General features: G+C 52.0%; 13 protein-coding genes, 1 tRNA gene and 1 pseudogene. 10 read left to right on the top strand and 5 right to left on the bottom strand.

What is annotated here, in order from left to right; translation table 11 throughout:
* Positions 1-119: 119 nt before the first annotated feature.
* Entirely contained in the window at positions 120-1,007 is an 888-nt protein-coding gene (locus tag NP603_RS09390) for a fructosamine kinase family protein (protein WP_256610614.1), read from the bottom strand.
* A 10-nt stretch (positions 1,008-1,017) separates the two neighbouring features.
* Positions 1,018-2,682 carry a glutamine--tRNA ligase/YqeY domain fusion protein gene (locus tag NP603_RS09395; protein ID WP_256610615.1) on the bottom strand — a complete coding sequence of 555 codons (1,665 nt, stop codon included), beginning with the start codon at positions 2,680-2,682 and terminating at the stop codon, positions 1,018-1,020.
* A 232-nt stretch (positions 2,683-2,914) separates the two neighbouring features.
* Between NP603_RS09395 and rpoH the strand changes: the two genes are divergently transcribed.
* Positions 2,915-3,769 (top strand): RNA polymerase sigma factor RpoH, encoded by an 855-nt coding sequence (gene rpoH, locus NP603_RS09400; RefSeq protein ID WP_256610616.1) that lies wholly within the window; start codon positions 2,915-2,917, stop codon positions 3,767-3,769.
* A 49-nt stretch (positions 3,770-3,818) separates the two neighbouring features.
* Positions 3,819-3,905, top strand: a tRNA-Leu gene (locus NP603_RS09405).
* A 170-nt stretch (positions 3,906-4,075) separates the two neighbouring features.
* Here NP603_RS09405 and NP603_RS22155 read toward each other — a convergent pair.
* Positions 4,076-5,265: pseudogene (locus tag NP603_RS22155) on the bottom strand (IS3 family transposase).
* Between the two features lie 195 nt (positions 5,266-5,460).
* Here NP603_RS22155 and NP603_RS09430 point away from each other — a divergent pair.
* The 8 genes from NP603_RS09430 (at position 5,461) to queA (ending at position 11,713) form a co-directional block, all read left to right on the top strand.
* On the top strand, positions 5,461-6,789 hold the full coding sequence (locus NP603_RS09430) for a citrate synthase (RefSeq protein WP_256610618.1): 1,329 nt from the start codon (positions 5,461-5,463) through the stop codon (positions 6,787-6,789).
* Positions 6,786-6,959: a DUF1674 domain-containing protein gene (locus NP603_RS09435; RefSeq protein ID WP_256610619.1), complete on the top strand. Its 174-nt coding sequence runs from the start codon at positions 6,786-6,788 to the stop codon at positions 6,957-6,959. The genes NP603_RS09430 and NP603_RS09435 overlap by 4 nt, the downstream gene beginning before the upstream one ends.
* Positions 6,960-6,995: 36 nt before the next feature.
* Complete coding sequence (sdhC, locus tag NP603_RS09440; RefSeq protein WP_256610620.1) at positions 6,996-7,367, top strand: succinate dehydrogenase, cytochrome b556 subunit; 372 nt, start codon at positions 6,996-6,998, stop codon at positions 7,365-7,367.
* Positions 7,368-7,382: 15 nt separating this feature from the next.
* Entirely contained in the window at positions 7,383-7,763 is a 381-nt protein-coding gene (gene sdhD, locus NP603_RS09445) for a succinate dehydrogenase, hydrophobic membrane anchor protein (protein ID WP_256610621.1), read from the top strand.
* Between the two features lie 3 nt (positions 7,764-7,766).
* The gene (gene sdhA / locus NP603_RS09450; RefSeq protein WP_256610622.1) at positions 7,767-9,551 is read left to right on the top strand and encodes a succinate dehydrogenase flavoprotein subunit; all 1,785 of its coding nucleotides are present in this window, start codon (positions 7,767-7,769) and stop codon (positions 9,549-9,551) included.
* Positions 9,551-10,333 (top strand): succinate dehydrogenase iron-sulfur subunit, encoded by a 783-nt coding sequence (locus NP603_RS09455; protein ID WP_305891381.1) that lies wholly within the window; start codon positions 9,551-9,553, stop codon positions 10,331-10,333. The genes sdhA and NP603_RS09455 overlap by 1 nt, the downstream gene beginning before the upstream one ends.
* Positions 10,330-10,617, top strand: a complete 288-nt coding sequence (locus NP603_RS09460) for an FAD assembly factor SdhE (RefSeq protein WP_256610623.1) — start codon at positions 10,330-10,332, stop codon at positions 10,615-10,617. The genes NP603_RS09455 and NP603_RS09460 overlap by 4 nt, the downstream gene beginning before the upstream one ends.
* Before the next feature lie 76 nt (positions 10,618-10,693).
* The gene (gene queA / locus NP603_RS09465; RefSeq protein ID WP_256610624.1) at positions 10,694-11,713 is read left to right on the top strand and encodes a tRNA preQ1(34) S-adenosylmethionine ribosyltransferase-isomerase QueA; all 1,020 of its coding nucleotides are present in this window, start codon (positions 10,694-10,696) and stop codon (positions 11,711-11,713) included.
* A gap of 42 nt (positions 11,714-11,755) precedes the next feature.
* Here queA and NP603_RS09470 read toward each other — a convergent pair whose 3' ends face one another.
* Positions 11,756-12,187, bottom strand: coding sequence for a type IV pilin protein (locus NP603_RS09470; RefSeq protein ID WP_256610625.1), 432 nt, complete (start codon positions 12,185-12,187; stop codon positions 11,756-11,758).
* 14 nt (positions 12,188-12,201) lie between these two features.
* Positions 12,202-17,151, bottom strand: a complete 4,950-nt coding sequence (locus NP603_RS09475) for a pilus assembly protein (protein WP_256610626.1) — start codon at positions 17,149-17,151, stop codon at positions 12,202-12,204.
* Positions 17,152-17,162: the final 11 nt, after the last annotated feature.

Raw genomic sequence — 17,162 nt, forward strand, 5'->3', positions numbered from 1 at the left:
CCAGTGAATAAATTCCGGATTTCCTTTCGTTTCCCTGTGCTTGTTGTTTCCGGCGGAGTACGCGTGCCAGCTTGGCTGGGCCGTTATACTGGGCTATTAGCGAGGCGTCAGAGGCCGGATTATTTCAATTCGGCTAGTAGTTGATCTATCAATCGGGTGGCTTGGCCTAGGTAGCCGGGGCCGAATAAATTCAAATGGTTGAGTATGTGGTAAAGGTTGTACAAGTTTTTACGGACTTGGTAACCTGTATCCAGGCGGTAGTGTGCTTGGTAGGCGGCGTAAAATTCCCGCGCGAAACCGCCGAACAATTCGGTCATGGCGATATCCGCTTCGCGGTCGCCGTAATAGCAGGCCGGATCGAACATTACCGGCTTCCCCTGGCTGTCGGCGGCAGCGTTGCCGCCCCATAAATCGCCATGCAACATGGATGGCTGCGGCCGATAGTTATCGAACAGGCTAGCCAGCCCTTCCTGAAGTTTTTCTCCCTGTTTTTGCAATGCGCCGCAATGGCCGTTTTCGGCGGCAAGTTGCAATTGCTTGCCTAGACGCTGGTCGCGCCAAAATTCCATCCAGTCATGATGCCTCGGGTTGTATTGAGGAGTTGAGCCTATGGTGTTGTCGATGCTCCAGCCAAAGTAGGCTTGCGGTTGGAGGTGCATGCGGGCCAGTTGTTCGCCGAATAGTGCGGCAGCACCGGCTGACAAGGAGCGCAGTTCGATGTATTCCAAAACCAAGTAGGCGTATTGCTGATGCTGACCATGGCAGACCACATTCGGGATGCGAACAGCGCCGATACCGGCCAATTCGGTCAAGCCGACGGCTTCGGCAGCAAACATGTCGGCCAATTCCGCTCGGTTAAGTTTGATAAACCAGTCGATACCCTGGCTTTGTAACCGATAAGCGGAATTGATGTCGCCGCCGCCGACGCTAGTCAGGCGAGCTTCGGCCAGATTTTGTCCGGTCGATTGCGCCAGATGCCGTATCAAGGGTTGCAAGCGGTCCGACATCTGCAGGTCCTTATTTTCCCCAGCTGTCGCGTAACGTCACGGTGCGATTGAATACCAGCTTCTCGGGCTTGCTATCGACGTAGTCCAGATAAAAATATCCGGTGCGTTCGAATTGGTAACGCGTGTCCGGCGTCGGCTTGGCTAAGCTGGCTTCCAGGCGGCAGTCGCTAAGAATTTCCAGTGAGTTGGGATTGATGCCGTCCAGGAAATTATCCAGCGTGTCCGGGTTGGGGTGGCTGAACAAGCGGTCGTATAAGCGCAGCTCTGCCGCGATGGAATGCGCCTCGGATACCCAATGGATAACGCCTTTGACTTTGCGGCCTTCCGGGTTCTTGCCCAAGGTTGCGGGGTCGTGGCTGCAAATGAGTTCGACAACGTTGCCGGCAGCGTCTTTGATTACCTCATCGCATTTGATGACATAGGAACCGCGCAAACGAACTTCGCCGCCCGGTACCAGGCGTTTGAAGTCTTTGGGCGGGTTTTCCATGAAGTCGTCTTGTTCGATCAATATGACTTTGCCGAACGGCACTTCGCGGCTACCCATTTCCGGTTTTTGCGGATGGTTGGCAATCTGATAGGTTTCAGTTTTGCCGTCTTCCCAGTTGCTAATAGTGACTTTTAGCGGCCGCAACACCGCCATCGCTCGCGGTGCGCGTTCGTTCAAATCTTCGCGGATACAGTTTTCCAGCACCCCCATTTCGATCCAGGAATCGTTTTTGGTCACGCCGATCCGTTCGCAGAAATCGCGAATCGCTTCCGGGGTAAAACCGGCGCGGCGAAGGCCGGAAATGGTCGGCATCCGCGGATCGTCCCAGCCGGAAACATGCTTCTCGGTGACCAATTGCAGCAGTTTGCGCTTGCTGACGATGGTGTATTCCAATTGCAGGCGGGCGAATTCGATTTGTTGCGGATGGCAAGGCGTGTTCAATTTATCCAACACCCAGTCGTACAAAGGCCGATGGTCTTCGAACTCCAGTGTACAGATCGAATGGGTGATGCCTTCCAGCATGTCAGACAAGCAATGGGTGTAGTCGTACATCGGGTAGATGCACCAAGCGTCTCCGGTGCGGTGGTGGTGTACCCGACGGATGCGGTAGATCACCGGATCGCGCATGTTGATATTCGGCGACGCCATATCGATTTTGGCGCGCAGCACATATTGGCCGTCGCTGAATTCGCCGGCGCGCATGCGTTGGAATAAATCCAGGTTGTCTTCGATACTGCGATCGCGATCCGGGCTTGGCTTTCCCGGCTGAGTCAGCGTACCTCGATCCTGGCGCATTTGCTCCGCGCTGGAGCTGTCGACATAGGCGTCGCCTTGTTTGATCAGTTGCACAGCGTAGTCGTAGAGCTGTTCGAAATAATCCGAGGCGTGGAACTTACCCGCCCATTTGAACCCAAGCCAAGCTACGTCTCGTTCGATCGATTCCATGTATTCCACGCTTTCCTTTTCGGGATTGGTGTCGTCGAAGCGCAAATTACAGGTGCCATTGTTCTCCAGCGCCAGCGTGAAATTCAGACAGATCGATTTGGCGTGACCGATATGCAGATAGCCGTTAGGCTCCGGAGGAAAGCGCGTGGCGACTCGGCCGTTGTTTTTGTTGGACGCCAAATCGGCGGCAATGATGTGGCGAATGAAATTAGGCGCGGCAGTGCTGGTATCGGAGGCGGACATTTTCGGTTAAGGGTTGAAGTTTTAGATTTTTTGCGAGAACGCCATTAAATCGGGCGGTCTTCCATTTTAACGAGTTTGTCGCGAGCCAGTAAAGATGAATGCAAAGCGGAGCAAAAAGCGGAAAATTGATTATCGTATTGATATATAAGGAAATTATTAAATTATTAGCACTCTTGTTAAACGAGTGCTAGAATTCGGACATGTCTAATTTTTCAGAAGAATCGAGGGTGATATGAGTAACAGCTTGACTTTGCCCATCAATTTATCGGTTGGGACTTTTGATTCATATTTGAACCTAATCGCGCAGATGCCTAAGCTCAGCGCCGAACAAGAGCATGAATTGGCTCTACGTTACCGCGATCGAGGCGATTTGGAAGCCGCCCGCGAACTGGTGATGTCGAACCTGCGCTTTGTCGTACACGTGGCGCGCGGTTATTCCGGATATGGCTTGCCGATGGCAGACATTGTGCAAGAAGGCAATATAGGTTTGATGAAGGCGGTGAAACGATTCGATCCCGACATGGGCGTACGCTTGGTGTCGTTCGCGGTACATTGGATCAAGGCGGAAATTCACGAATACGTCATTCGTAACTGGCGTATCGTCAAGGTCGCCACTACCAAAGCGCAGCGTAAATTATTTTTCAATCTGCGCAAATTCAAAAAAGAATTGAGCTATCTTACGCGGGAAGATGCCGAAGCGATTGCCGAAAATCTGGATGTAGACGTAAAAACCGTCTACGAGATGGAACGGCGGTTGGACGGTCGTGACGTGGGATTGGAGCCTAACGGCGACGGCGACGACGATCAGGCACAGGCACCGATTGCCTACCTGGAACAACACGGCGCCGACCCGGCATTAATGCTGGAAGCTTCCGATTGGGAAGGCCGTAAGGAGGAGTTGTTGATGGACGCAATGGCCGAGTTGGACGACAGAAGCCGGGATATCTTGTCCAGCCGTTGGCTGGTCGACGAAAAAGCGACTTTGCACGAGCTCGCTGACCGTTACCAAGTATCCGCCGAGCGCATCCGGCAACTTGAGCAAAATGCCATGAAGAAGCTCAGGGCTGCCGTAACGCTCGAAGCTTAGAAAAAATATTTGCAATTTCTGAAAACATCGGTATAATGACGCTTTCTTTGCCGGGGTGGTGAAACTGGTAGACGCGCCGGATTCAAAATCCGGTTCCCGCGAGGGAGTGTCGGTTCGATTCCGACCCTCGGTACCACCTACTCATTCAGAGTAGTTCAAAGAAATTCAAAAACCCGCGAGCCGCATGGCTTAGCGGGTTTTTTATTGTTCAACGAAGTTCAACGAAATGCAGGGACATACACCCAAAAGTGTGTCCTTATACATAACGCCCCTAACTGATTTGTCAACACTAAACTGGACACATAGTTAAGCGGCTTGATGCCGCAATTCATAATTAACCGGAGACAGATAGCCATTGGCGGAATGCAGTCGCTCTCGGTTGTAAAACACTTCGATATATTCGAACACCGCTTGTTTAACCTGAGCGCGGGTCTGGAAAGTCTGTTGGTGAATCAGCTCGGTTTTCAACGTGTGAAAGAAACTCTCCGAAACCGCGTTATCCCAACAGATATCTTTTCGACTCATGCTTTGTCGAATGCCGTGTTGTTTAAGTAAAGTTCGATGGCTTTCTGAAGCCTATTGGCTACCCCGGTCGGTATGCCATAGCAAGCCTTTGCTGGGCTTGCGTTTCCAGATAGCCATCAACAGCGCATCGTTAACCCATTGGGTTTTCATATGCTCGGCCATCGACCAGTCAACGATCTGGCGAGAAAACAAGTCGATCACCACCGCCAACTACAACTAGCCTTCCTGGGTATAGATGTAAGTAATATCGCCCACATAGACTTGGTTTGCCTGATCAACCGCGAACTGACGATCCAGATGATTGGGCGCAATCGGTAGATCATGCTTGGAGTCGGTGGTGACGTTAAATCGGCGTTTAGTTTTACACATCAATCCAGCTTCTCTCATTAAACTACCAATTCGCCGTCGCCGCACGGATTGACCTTGATGGGACAGGGCAGTTTTGATCCGTCGGGTACCATAACTGCGTCGGCTTTTTTCGAAGGCTTGATGAACCAGGTTACTCAGTTGTTCATCCTCTCGCTGCCGTGGCGAGGGGCGGCGATGCTGTCAGGCGTAATAGGCGCTTGGCGACACTTGCAACAACCGACACATCCCTGCGACGCTGAATTCCGCCGTATGCTTTTGAATCCAGGCGCACTTTACCGTTGCTCTTTGGCAAAGTACCCATAGGGCATAAATACGCGGCGGCCTTTTTACCCACAGGGCACAAGTAATAAATCGCGCTCCTCGGTCAGTCGGGCCACCTCTTTTTTGAGACGCTTGAGTTCATCACAAAGATGATCATCGGTTCTGACCGGATGACCTGGGGATTGGCGTCTGGAATATTTACCAATCCAGGTATGCAGCGTATTCACGTTAATCCCTAAATCATGGGCAACCTGGGCAACAGATTTGTCTGACTCATTCGCCAGCTTAACGGCACAGGCTCTGAATTCGGCTGTATAAATATTCGGTTTTTCCCGGCTCATTGGGATCACACTCAATTTTAGGCATTGTATAAGTGTGTCCGGCAAAGTGTAACCACATCAGATGGGTGTGGCGGCGGCCGTTGCCACGCTTGGCCGATCAAGAAATCCGACCGATAACGGTTTGGCCTTATCCTTGGCCTGTGTGATAATCGTTTTCGACTGCTAAGCTTCTGCTATCAGAATACTGAGGAAACCATGTCAAACGATACTTTAACGGTCAGGCATAACGCTACCGGGAAAGAAGTGGAATATCCGTTGTTGAAGGGGTCTTTGGGTGCAGATACCGCGGACATTCGTTCCCTGAACAAGGATTTGGGTTGTTTCACTTACGATCCCGGTTTTATTGCCACCGCAAGTTGTAAAAGCAAAATCACCTATATCGACGGCGATAAGGGCATCTTGTTGTACCGTGGCTATCCGATTGAGCAGTTGGCCGAGAACTGCGAATTCACCGAAGTGGCCTACTTGTTGATGAATGGCGAGTTGCCGGACCAGACCCAGTTGCGCGACTTCAACGAGGAAATCGGCGACCGTGCCACGATTCACGAATCGCTACGCAAGTTCTTCGACGGCTTTCATTATGATGCCCATCCGATGGCGATGCTGGTTGGCGTGGTCGGTTCTTTGTCGGCGTTCTACCATAGCGATTTGAATATCAAAGATCCCGACAGCAGACGGATCTGCGCGGCAAGACTTCTCGGCAAGATGCCGACCATCGCTGCAGCCTCTTACCGGCATTCGGTCGGTCGGCCCTTCGTCTATCCGCGCATGGATTTGAGCTACTGCGAAAACTTTCTGAATATGATGTTTTCGCGTTCGTCGCAAAATTACATTGACCAGAACCACTACATCGATCCCAATCTGGTCAAGGCATTGAACCTGTTGTTTATTCTGCATGCCGACCACGAGCAAAACGCCAGTACCTCGACGGTAAGGATGGCCGGCAGCACCGGCGCCAATCCTTACGCCTGCGTCGCAGCCGGGATTGCCGCGTTGTGGGGGCCGGCCCACGGCGGCGCCAACGAAGCGGTATTGAATATGTTGGCGCAAATCGGCAGCGTCGAGAACGTACCGAAATACATCGCCAAGGCCAAGGACCATAACGACCCGTTTCGACTTATGGGTTTTGGGCATCGGGTTTACAAGAACTTTGATCCGCGGGCGACCATCATCCGCAAAACCTGCTACGAGGTACTCAACCGCACCCAGACCAACGACCCGTTGTTCGAGCTTGCTTTGGCTTTGGAAGAGTACGCCTTGAAAGACGAGTATTTCATCGAGAAAAAGCTCTACCCCAACGTCGATTTCTACTCGGGCATCATCTACAAAGCACTTCATATTCCGGTGGATATGTTTACCGTAATGTTCGCTATTGCCCGTACCGCGGGATGGGTCGCGCATTGGCTGGAAATGATGGAGGAAGCTGTTACACCGATCAGTCGGCCCAGGCAGCTTTACGTCGGGCCGCCGCGCCGGGATTTTGTTGCGATCGCGGATCGCCAACCGTTCGTTAAACCGCTATGAAAATATCACAGGCTAACAACGCTCAGGTGGCCGTCGAAGAGGCTACCGAATCAACACCGGCTGCAGCCGAGCCAGCGCCGCCCAAGCCGGAAGAATTCAACGGCCCGAAAGGCCCGGAACCCACTCGCTTTGGAGATTGGGAGCGTAAGGGGCGTTGCGTCGATTTTTAACGCCGTATTTATTTCAAACTCAAGATAGGGTCAATTATGTCCGCTAACCGACCGCTTTCCCCTCATTTACAGGTCTACCGGTTGCCCCTCACCGGGTTGGTATCGATCACGCACCGGATGACCGGCGTGTTTTTGTCGATGGGCCTGGTGTTGTTCGTGTACGTCTTGTTTGCCATTGCCGCCGGCGAAAACGCCTATCTGGCGATGCAGGCTTTCATGTCCTTTTGGTTATTCAAACTGGTGTACTGGGGCTTTATTTACGCGCTGTTTTTTCATTTGGTCCATGGGATTCGGCATTTGATCTGGGATGTCGGCAAGACTTTCGAGCGGGCGACGCTGGATAAATTTGCAGTTTACGAACTGGCGTGTTCGGCGTCGCTGACACTATTGACGTTTATCGTTTCCTGATTAGGGAGGATAGTTATGGGTTACAAAGCCTGCGTGGAAAAAGCCGCCGATTTTTTCTCGGTGCACAGCGGATCGGGCCATTTTTGGTACCAGCGGGTGACCGCGGTTGCGTTGGTGCCTTTGTCGATATGGCTGTTGGTGTTACTGCACAAAGCTTTGAATGCGCCTTATGCGGACACCGTGGCTTGGTTATCGTCGCCGTTCAACACCTTGGCTATTATCGCTTGGACCGTTGCGGTGGTTTACCATGCCGCTTTGGGGGTGCAGGTAGTGATCGAGGACTACGTCTCGACGATTCCGGTGCGGCATTTGGCGATTCGGGCCACCAATCTGACTTTTTTGGTTTTGGGTATCGCTGCGTTACTCGCGATCGTCATTATTCTTCTGGCAAGGTAAAACATGGCCTCAGCATATAACATCATTGAACACCAGCATGACGTCGTCGTGGTTGGCGCCGGCGGAGCCGGTTTGCGGGCAACTTTCGGCATGGTGGAAAAGGGGCTGAAAACCGCTTGCATCACTAAGGTGTTCCCGACCCGCAGCCATACGGTAGCGGCGCAGGGCGGTATCAGTGCCGCATTGGGCAACATGGGCGAGGACGATTGGCGGTTTCATATGTACGACACCGTCAAAGGTTCGGATTGGCTGGGCGACCAGGACGCTATCGAATACATGTGTCGCGAGGCGATTCCGGCCATCATCGAATTGGAGCACTACGGCGTACCGTTTTCACGCACTGCGGAAGGCAAAATCTATCAGCGCGCGTTCGGCGGCATGTCGACCCATTACGGTAAGGCCCAGGCGCAACGCACTTGCGCGGCGGCCGACGTCACCGGCCACGCCATTCTGCACACGCTGTACCAGCAGGCTTTAAAGCATAACGCCGAATTCTTCGTCGAATACATTGCGCTGGATCTGATCATGGAGGACGGCGAATGCCGCGGCGTACTGGCTTGGTGTCTGGACGACGGCTCCATTCATCTGTTCCGCGGCCACCAGACCGTGCTGGCAACCGGCGGTTACGGCCGGGCGTTTTTCTCCTGTACCTCGGCACATACGGTGACCGGTGACGGTAACGGTATGGTGTTACGGGCCGGCTTGCCGTTGCAGGATATGGAGTTCGTGCAGTTCCACCCGACCGGCATCTACGGTTCCGGTTGTTTGATCACGGAAGGTGCCAGAGGCGAGGGCGGCTATCTGACCAATTCCGAAGGCGAACGGTTCATGCCCAATTACGCGCCGAACGCTAAGGACTTGGCGTCGCGCGATGTGGTTAGCCGGGCGATCACGATGGAAGTCAACGCCGGTCGCGGCGTCGGTCCGAAAAAAGATCACGCGTTGCTGCATTTGGAACACCTCGATCCGGCGATCATTCACGAACGCCTGCCCGGTATCGCCGAAACCGCGCGCATCTTTGCCGGCGTCGATGTCACCAAACAGCCGATTCCGGTGATTCCGACCGTGCATTACAACATGGGCGGCATTCCGACCAACTACAAAGCCGAAGTCGTGACCTTGAGGGATGGCGATCCCGACAGCGTGGTCCCGGGCCTGATGGCGATCGGCGAAACGGCTTGTGTCTCGGTACATGGCGCCAACCGGTTGGGATCCAATTCTTTACTGGATTTGGTAGTCTTCGGCCGGGCTGCCGCGATTCGGGCCACCGAATTGATCAAGCCGGGCATGCCGCATAAACCGTTGGCGAAAGACGCCTGCGACAAAGCCTTATCGCGTTTCGATGGCATTCGCCATGCCAACGGCAGCAGAAAGACTGCGGAGATTCGCTTGGACATGCAAACCACGATGCAGGCCAAGGCGGCGGTATTCCGTACCGCCGAGACTTTACAGGAAGGCGTGGAACGCATCGGAGAGATTGCAGCATCGTTCGGCGATGTCAAAGTCGGCGATAAATCGTTGATCTGGAATACCGATTTGGTGGAAACCCTGGAGCTGGATAATCTGTTGGGCCAAGCCCAAGTCACGATTGCTGCCGCCGCCAATCGGAAAGAAAGTCGTGGCGGCCACGCCCGCGAGGATTTCCCACAGCGCGACGACAAAAATTGGCTGAAGCACACATTGACTTGGCGCCAGGATAACCAAGTTAAAATCGATTACCGTCCTGTGCATTTATATACGCTGACCGACGAAGTGGAAGTCGTGGCGCCGAAAGAGAGGGTCTACTAATGGTTGAATTTACTTTGCCCAGAAACTCTGTCGTCAAAAAAGGCAAGCTTTACAAAGCGGACGGTGCGACGAATATCCGCCTGGTTCAAGTCTACCGCTGGGATCCCGACTCGGGAGAAAATCCGCGGATCGATAGTTACGAAATCGATATGGACCACTGCGGACCGATGGTGTTGGACGCGATCTTGAAGATCAAGAACGAAATCGATAGCAGTCTGACCTTTCGCCGCTCCTGCCGGGAAGGGGTCTGCGGTTCGTGCGCGATGAACATCAACGGCAAGAATACGCTGGCCTGCATCAAGGCGATCAGCGATTACCAAGGCACCATCAAGATATTCCCATTGCCGCATATGTCGGTAATCAAGGATTTGGTGGCCGACATGAGCCATTTTTTCGAGCAGTATGCATCGATCAAACCCTGGCTGACGGCTTCCAGCGAAGCGCCGGCAGACAGCGAACGGTTGCAAAGCCGGGAAGATCGGGCCAAATTGGACGGTTTGTACGAATGTGTGCTGTGCGCCAGTTGTTCGACCAGTTGCCCGAGTTATTGGTGGAACAGCGATAAGTATCTTGGGCCGGCGATTTTGTTGCAAGCGTACCGCTGGCTGGCGGATAGCCGCGACGACAACGACAAGGAACGCCTCGACGAATTGGACGAATCGTTCAAGTTGTACCGGTGCCATACCATCATGAACTGTACCGACACTTGTCCGAAAGGTTTGAATCCGGCCAAGGCTATTGCGGAAATCAAGAAACGGCTGGTAGAACGCGACCATTTGTGAGCGAATTGAATAAACTGCGCTGGCGTTGCCGGCGCGGTACCCTCGAATTGGATTTGCTATTGCTCCGCTATCTGGAGCACGCTTATCTGTCTGCAACATCGGATCAGCAACAGGCCTTTCTCCGTATATTGGATTTGGAAGACATTGAGCTGATGCCTTACCTTATGGCGGACCGGCTACCGGCCGACGTCGATCTGGCGCAACTGGTTATTGCCATCCGCACCTTACCTGCCGCACTGGAAATGGTCGAACAAGCCGTAACCGTTAACGGCGCATCGAATTAATTAACGTCGATTATTCTATCTTGAATTATTTTGGGGGCCGGGAGGCCCCGGATGCTTTATTGTTGCCGAAATTATCATGAAAAAGAGTGACTTCAATTACCGGTTGCCGGAAGAATTGATTGCCCAGTACCCGTTAGCGGAGCGTAGCGCTAGCCGCATGTTGCACATGGATAAACTTAGCGGGGCAGTGTCCGACCGCCAGTTCACCGATTTGCTCGAGTTGTTGTCGGCGGACGACTTGTTGGTATTCAACGATACCAAGGTGATACCCGCCCGCGTTTTCGGCCGCAAAGCCAGCGGCGGTAAGGTCGAGATTTTGATCGAGCGTATCGAAGACCAGCAGCAGGCCTTGGCTCATATCAAGGCCAGCAAGTCGCCGAAGGCAGGATCCCGGATAGAGCTGGAGGCTGGCTATTGTTTCGAAGTCGTCGGCCGGGAGGCGGATCTATTCCGTTTGCGCTTGCCTGGCCCTACTGGCGTACTGGATCTGCTGACAGACGTGGGGCATATTCCGCTACCGCCTTATATCGACCGCAATGATGAAAATAGCGACCTCGAACGTTATCAGACCGTTTTCGCCGAACGCGCCGGTGCCGTTGCGGCGCCAACCGCCGGCCTACATTTCGACCAAACGATGTTGGACAGGCTGGAACAGAAAGGTTTGCAGCGGACTTTCGTTACCTTGCACGTCGGCAGCGGCACGTTCAGGCCGGTGCGAGTGGAGGACCTGAGCCAACACACTATGCATAAAGAGTTTTACAGCGTATCGCAAAGCACTGTCGATGCCGTCGCAGCGGCGCGGGCACGAGGCGGGCGGGTGGTCGCGGTGGGTACCACCGCAGTCCGGGCGTTGGAGTCTGCGTCGACCGGCGGGCAACTGGCGGCTGGAGTCGGCGATACCGATTTATTCATTACGCCCGGTTACCGGTTTAAATCGGTCGACGCATTGTTCACCAATTTCCATTTGCCGGAGTCGACACTGCTGATGTTGGTGTCGGCATTTGCCGATTACGACGCGGTGATGGCTGCGTACCGGCATGCGATAGAACAGCGTTATCGATTTTTCAGTTATGGCGATGCGATGTTGATTAGTTGAATGTTGGTACGAAAACTATCCAACCAGTGTTTATAGGTGCGGTTATTTTTTCCAGCAGCTGTTGGCGTCCAATGATGCGGATGCCACGGTCTTTTGGCCTAGTTGATCGATAGATAATGACCCGCATTTATCACCGCTCATACTTCGTCCGGAGACAGGGGTAGCCGTAATCGTGTAAGTCGTAGCAGCCAATGTGGCGCTAATATTGTATAAAGCAGTGCCGGTTTTAGGGGAAGCGGTAAACGGTAATGCTATGTCGTTTCCAGCGGAGTCTTTATTGTATTTATTACTCTCCGTGAAATTTCTTTCCAGGAACTGGGCGTTTTCCAAAAGGATGGCTTTTGCCTCCGTTCTGTTACCCCTGTGAACGTATTCTGAGTAAGACGGAATTGCGATCGCTGCGAGAATACCGATTATTCCCACGGTTACCATTAGTTCTATTAAGGTAATGCCATGTTGCAATGTATATTTCATAAATTGTTATATATTTACTGAATCTGTAGCCAGTATAGCCGGTTGGCTGTACCCGCGGAGGCTGTTTGCCCTTTATTTTTAATCGATTCTATATTGCTACTGGTGCCGGAGCCTTCTTTTACGGCTATGCCGGTTCCTTCCTTATCCAACCAAACCAAAGACTTCACCATACCTACAGAGAATTGCGCACCGGAAGCGGTATTTCCACTGGGCAATGTATCCTTACTATCAAATTTATCGTCATTATTTAAATCGAATGACGAAGTTGCGGTTGCTCCGCCGGTCTTGAAATCTACTTCCATTAGCCAACTGGTACCGCCCGGACTACAAGGGTCCGAAGATGGAATTGCCGTCAAAAATATGATGCGGTCTAATTTTAATAAAGCGCTGGAAATAACTCTCTCGCCTTGAGCGGTGCCCGAAGATGGCAACAAATCCATATACCAGCCGCGTTTAGTGCTGTAATCCACAGAGTTTGCCGAGGTTCCCCTTAGGTTGTATTGGTAGGTTATCAGGCATTCGTTAGTTGGCGTTAGCGGGTCATCAGTGCAGTCGGTAATAGTTCTGGTTGTGCCTTTAGTGATTTCTTCGTTAATAGTTTGAGCAACTAAATTACTGCGTGTTACTGTGCCTGTTGTAGACGGTTTGTCCCAAATCGCGTAAAAACTTTGCACCTCGGCATTAGTTACATCCGTAGTTGTTAAGTATCTGCCAGTGCCAAAAAAAACCAAGATGCCGCCGTCGGAATGAGCGCCCAAGACCGGCTGCGCGGTAATTGGTTGAGTAACACCGGTCGTTCGTTCGGCGGTAAACAAAGGCACGCCAGCATTTGCTAATCCCCAGCCGGTTGAAGAAGTACTAGTTAAATCAAACTTCCAAAGGTTTCCCTGCAGATCCCCGGCGTAGACGTAGTCAATGATTTTATCGCCGTTACTATCGTATAGTTTGGGCGTGGACAGCCCGTTACCGGTGCTCGTGTTGGTCGGTATTTTCTTGATTAAAGTACCGGTGTTTAAATTAACGATATAAAGAAAGGCTTTTTCGGCGGCGCTATTGTAGCCGTTGCCGAAAATGGCTACCCAGGTGCCGTCATTGAGCAGACCTATTTGAGGCTGGCTGTAGGTTAAGCCCAATGCGTTAATATCGGTTGTGCCAACGTTTCCGGTATCGGCGTCTGTTCCTTGGTATTCCCACAAAACATCTGCGGCGGGGCTGAAGGCACCCGGATTTGAAATATTCAGAGCATAAATCGATTTACCGCCCTTATTTAAACCTCCGACCAGTACCGTTTTCCAAGAGCCATTCAAATACGCATCGCTGATAGTCGGAGAGCCGTCCACATAATAGGTATGAGCATAATCCGTGTCGGTTAGCTTGCTTAGATTGTTATAAGTCCCGGCCGGTACGTAGGCAAGAATCTCTTTGCCGGAATTGATATTTCCTGTGTCAGCCCGAAACCCGTGCAACATGCCGTCATTGGCGCCGACATAAACCATCGGAATGCGAGGTGTGGAACCGCTGGTTTTGTTGGTTACGAACTGGAGATAAGTCGATTGTCCTGGGGTCGATGTCGGTAAATGCTCATACCCGTAGCTTTCATTTTTGGTGAATAACGGGTCGGAATCGATTACGTCTGCCAATGTAGTGCTGTTACGATTTCGGAATGTTCCTCCGTTGCGCACTTCGAAGCTAGCGTCGCCTCTGATCCAATTCAACCGGTTTTGGCCTGTGGTAGTCGAGCCGAGAACGCCGGAGGAACTGGTCTGCAGATTGGTTTGTTGGCCAGCGCTTAGGTTGTCCCAAAGAAAAGTGGTGCCTACCGATTGGTTAAACGTGTATATGTTGCGCGCCGTTGCGGCTGGAATCAGCGTGCCGGCGTCCCAATTGGCGTCGTTAATATCCAATCTACCATCGCTATTGACGTCGACAACAAAACCAGAGCTATTCACTGGAAAATTGAATAAATGGCCGCTCCAATCCGTCGAGTTGAACTGAGCCTGGTATAACATCGTGCCGCTTTGTATGCTGGTCGAGTTTGCCGCTGCAGCGGAGGCGGCTGCCGTGCGTTTCAGAACGTCATCAAGCGCGCTTTTAAGGGATGTTTCCAGATTTTTTGGATCGATTGCAAAGAAATAACGATCGGGTTTGTCATCGAGGTTGCTATCCCATTCCGCCTTGGCGTTTGGCTTATTGTCGTTATTGGCATCGATAAAACCTCCCCACTTGGCGGCATAATAGAGCGGTTGTTGCAAACTGTTCGCTGAACTCGAACCAATCGTATAGGTTACCGAGGTTGCCGCATCGCTGGTGTTACAGTTTGCGCATGCGGTGGTGCCTTGGGGATCGGTGTAATCGTAAGTGTTGATGCCGGAATGGGCGTGGAATCCATCCTTGGTTGTCCCGCTGATGATGTAACCAAAACCCATTGGATAGGGAGTTGACTGGGCTATGACGTCGGTAGTGATAGTGGCTTGAGTCGAGGTGACCGAATAGCTCAGAATGCCCCATTGATCTTGGTCGAAATCGCCGCCTTGTTCGCTGTCTTCCCAATTTATATAGAGTTTGCCTGTGTTCGTCGTCGCCGTGCTGGACTGGCTGACGATCTTGAAATCGACGATTGCACAGTTTCCGCCGATATCGGTGTTTTGGCATGCCGGTAAAATAGTCACGGTTTTTGTTGAACTGCCCGGCACTGGCACTACGATTTTGGGAACCTGCGGAGATAAAGCGACTCCGTAAGTGGTGACGAGCTGTTTACCTTGCAAATCGGACCGAATATCGTTGGTGTGAGAGTAATGCGCCAAGCCCGCCATATGATACGAGCCCGAGAGTCGGGGGGCGTCCGGGCATGTGCCTCGTACGTCGCTCAAATTGCTGACGGTTTTGGCAGTACACAACTGGTTATTATTGAATCCGTTTTCTCCGACGAAGAAACTATTGCCCGGAATGTTTTCTCCGGTACCCACTGTGTTCGTCAAGGTATTCATGTCGGAAGCACCTAAATCGGTCACAGCACCCAGTTCGTCGCCGTCGTATGAACTGGTACTAGCATTGAATTGAATGATGTTTTGGGTGGCGCACCACTGGGCCGGAATCACCGGATCGCTGACAGATGCGGTGGTGAGGCCGGAGATGTAGCCGGAGTCGTCAACGTTAAACGTCGATGATGCGGATTTGCCAGCCAGATAACGCAAGGATGCCAATAGAATTTCGGACTGGGGGTTGCCCCAGTTGTTACACGATCCGTTCGAGAATGTGTTCAGACCCCAGCTGCAACCGGCACTGCCTGTGACGCCAAAATAAGTACCGTCATCGTGGCGGTAACCATAAATCCTCACCTTATTGAGCGTGTTGATGATCGCGCCAGTAGTAGGTGCGGTTTTGAAAGTGCCGTTCGTGGATACGTTAATTTCATCGGATAACGACGAGGCATTTTTACGCAGTACCCCACCGGATTTGTTTTTACCGTAAGAACCTGTCATCAGGCCGAAGCGTACTTTGTTGTCATCGCCGTAAGTTTGTAATAAACCAATCGGCTTGCGAGTTCCGTCAGGGTAAATTTTGCAGTTTTCGGTGCCGATGTAATTTGAGTCACAGACTTTGATTTTTGCAGAGTAGTCCTGCGAACCTAAGCCTTGGCTCGATTTGGATGGATTGTCACTTTGCGCGCTTATGCCGGAACTAGACGATACGTTACCGTTGGAAGCTGCCTTTTCTTCCGACCAGCGACATTGCCATCGCTCATTAGAGGCCCATAAAGAATAATTGCCCTTTGCTACCCGGATTAAGGGATCGTCAGTGACGTTTTGCGATAAAGTGGTGCTAGAAACCGTTGTGTTACATAGTGTGATACCGCTGGCAACCTCGGTTGACGTAAATGGCGTCAGTTGTGTTAAGTCTGAGCCGCTATAAAATTTAGCGAAACTATGGGCGTCATTTGGCAGATAGCTGCGCTGTAATACTGTTGTGCCGGCAACTGGGCCGGTGGTGGTAGTGGTGGTCGAGGTGGTCGTGGATTCGTAAGGCGTGGTACTGGTGGATGTAAACGTTTTAGTATAGGTGTTGGTATAAGGCCTTACTCTGGTACTACACATGCCCCCACCTAAAGAATCGTTCCGGCTAGTAACGGTGTAAGTGGTTGTATAGGTTTTTGTGTAGAACGTCGAAGTGGTTCTATTGAAAGAGGTGTTGTAGCTTGTGGTATACGTAGTTGTGGTTACGGTGCCCAGCGGCGTGTCGGTATAAGTAGTTATCGCAGTGCTATTAGTCGGAGTGCTATTGGTCGGCGTCCCATCCGTTGTTGGGCCATTTTGAGTCGCACTGGCAGCAGAGTCTGCGCTAGGTGCCGATTCCGGACTGGTTATAGGCAGTAGAGAGCAAAGGGTATTCGGCCCGTTATACCTTGATCCTTGGCTGGTATTGGTTAAGGTCGTATCCGTCAACGTATAAGCGCTAGCAGGCGATGCGGAGCCGGTCGCAACGGGGGTGGATGTGACCGGTGGCGTTGTGGTCGTGGTAGTGCTTGATGTATTACCGGTATCGGTCGAACGCAGCCCTCCGTACAGAATCTTCCGGATCGTATCCATCCGAGTCATGCTGGCCCAATTCAGAAAGTTTCCGCTCCAGGCCCCGCTGCAATATTTGTTGCTGGTTGTGGTACTCGGCTCGAATCTTTTGTTGGTTGTGCTGTAGGTATAGCATTTGTAACTATCAAAATAGCCGTAGTAATCGAAACTATGCTTGTACGATGTTTCTGGAGTGCCGTCATTGTCGAGGTCCGAGTAATCGTCGAAGGCTTTGAACGATAGCTGGTGGTCTTTGGATATGTTCAGCATTAATATCGGCGTAGTCGACGACGTCAAAAATAGAGGCGTATCGGCTAGATTGAGTTGTGCGGCCCGACTTCCGAATGATATGGCCGCTAACACAGCTATCGGCAGTAATTTGGTAAACCTATTTTTCATGGCGGTTGTCC

It is taken from the genome of Methylomonas aurea (assembly GCF_024505045.1).
GTDB lineage: Bacteria > Pseudomonadota > Gammaproteobacteria > Methylococcales > Methylomonadaceae > Methylomonas > Methylomonas aurea.

What these genes read in the sequence shown, in the direction of transcription:
- NP603_RS09430 (WP_256610618.1), top strand. Translation starts at nt 5,461, where the DNA reads ATGTCAAACGATACTTTAACGGTCAGGCATAACGCTACCGGGAAAGAA.
- NP603_RS09435 (WP_256610619.1), top strand. Translation starts at nt 6,786, where the DNA reads ATGAAAATATCACAGGCTAACAACGCTCAGGTGGCCGTCGAAGAGGCT.
- queA (WP_256610624.1), top strand. Translation starts at nt 10,694, where the DNA reads ATGAAAAAGAGTGACTTCAATTACCGGTTGCCGGAAGAATTGATTGCC.
- sdhA (WP_256610622.1), top strand. Translation starts at nt 7,767, where the DNA reads ATGGCCTCAGCATATAACATCATTGAACACCAGCATGACGTCGTCGTG.
- NP603_RS09395 (WP_256610615.1), bottom strand. Translation starts at nt 2,682, where the DNA reads ATGTCCGCCTCCGATACCAGCACTGCCGCGCCTAATTTCATTCGCCAC.
- NP603_RS09390 (WP_256610614.1), bottom strand. Translation starts at nt 1,007, where the DNA reads ATGTCGGACCGCTTGCAACCCTTGATACGGCATCTGGCGCAATCGACC.
- sdhC (WP_256610620.1), top strand. Translation starts at nt 6,996, where the DNA reads ATGTCCGCTAACCGACCGCTTTCCCCTCATTTACAGGTCTACCGGTTG.
- NP603_RS09475 (WP_256610626.1), bottom strand. Translation starts at nt 17,151, where the DNA reads ATGAAAAATAGGTTTACCAAATTACTGCCGATAGCTGTGTTAGCGGCC.
- NP603_RS09470 (WP_256610625.1), bottom strand. Translation starts at nt 12,187, where the DNA reads ATGAAATATACATTGCAACATGGCATTACCTTAATAGAACTAATGGTA.
- rpoH (WP_256610616.1), top strand. Translation starts at nt 2,915, where the DNA reads ATGAGTAACAGCTTGACTTTGCCCATCAATTTATCGGTTGGGACTTTT.
- sdhD (WP_256610621.1), top strand. Translation starts at nt 7,383, where the DNA reads ATGGGTTACAAAGCCTGCGTGGAAAAAGCCGCCGATTTTTTCTCGGTG.
- NP603_RS09455 (WP_305891381.1), top strand. Translation starts at nt 9,551, where the DNA reads ATGGTTGAATTTACTTTGCCCAGAAACTCTGTCGTCAAAAAAGGCAAG.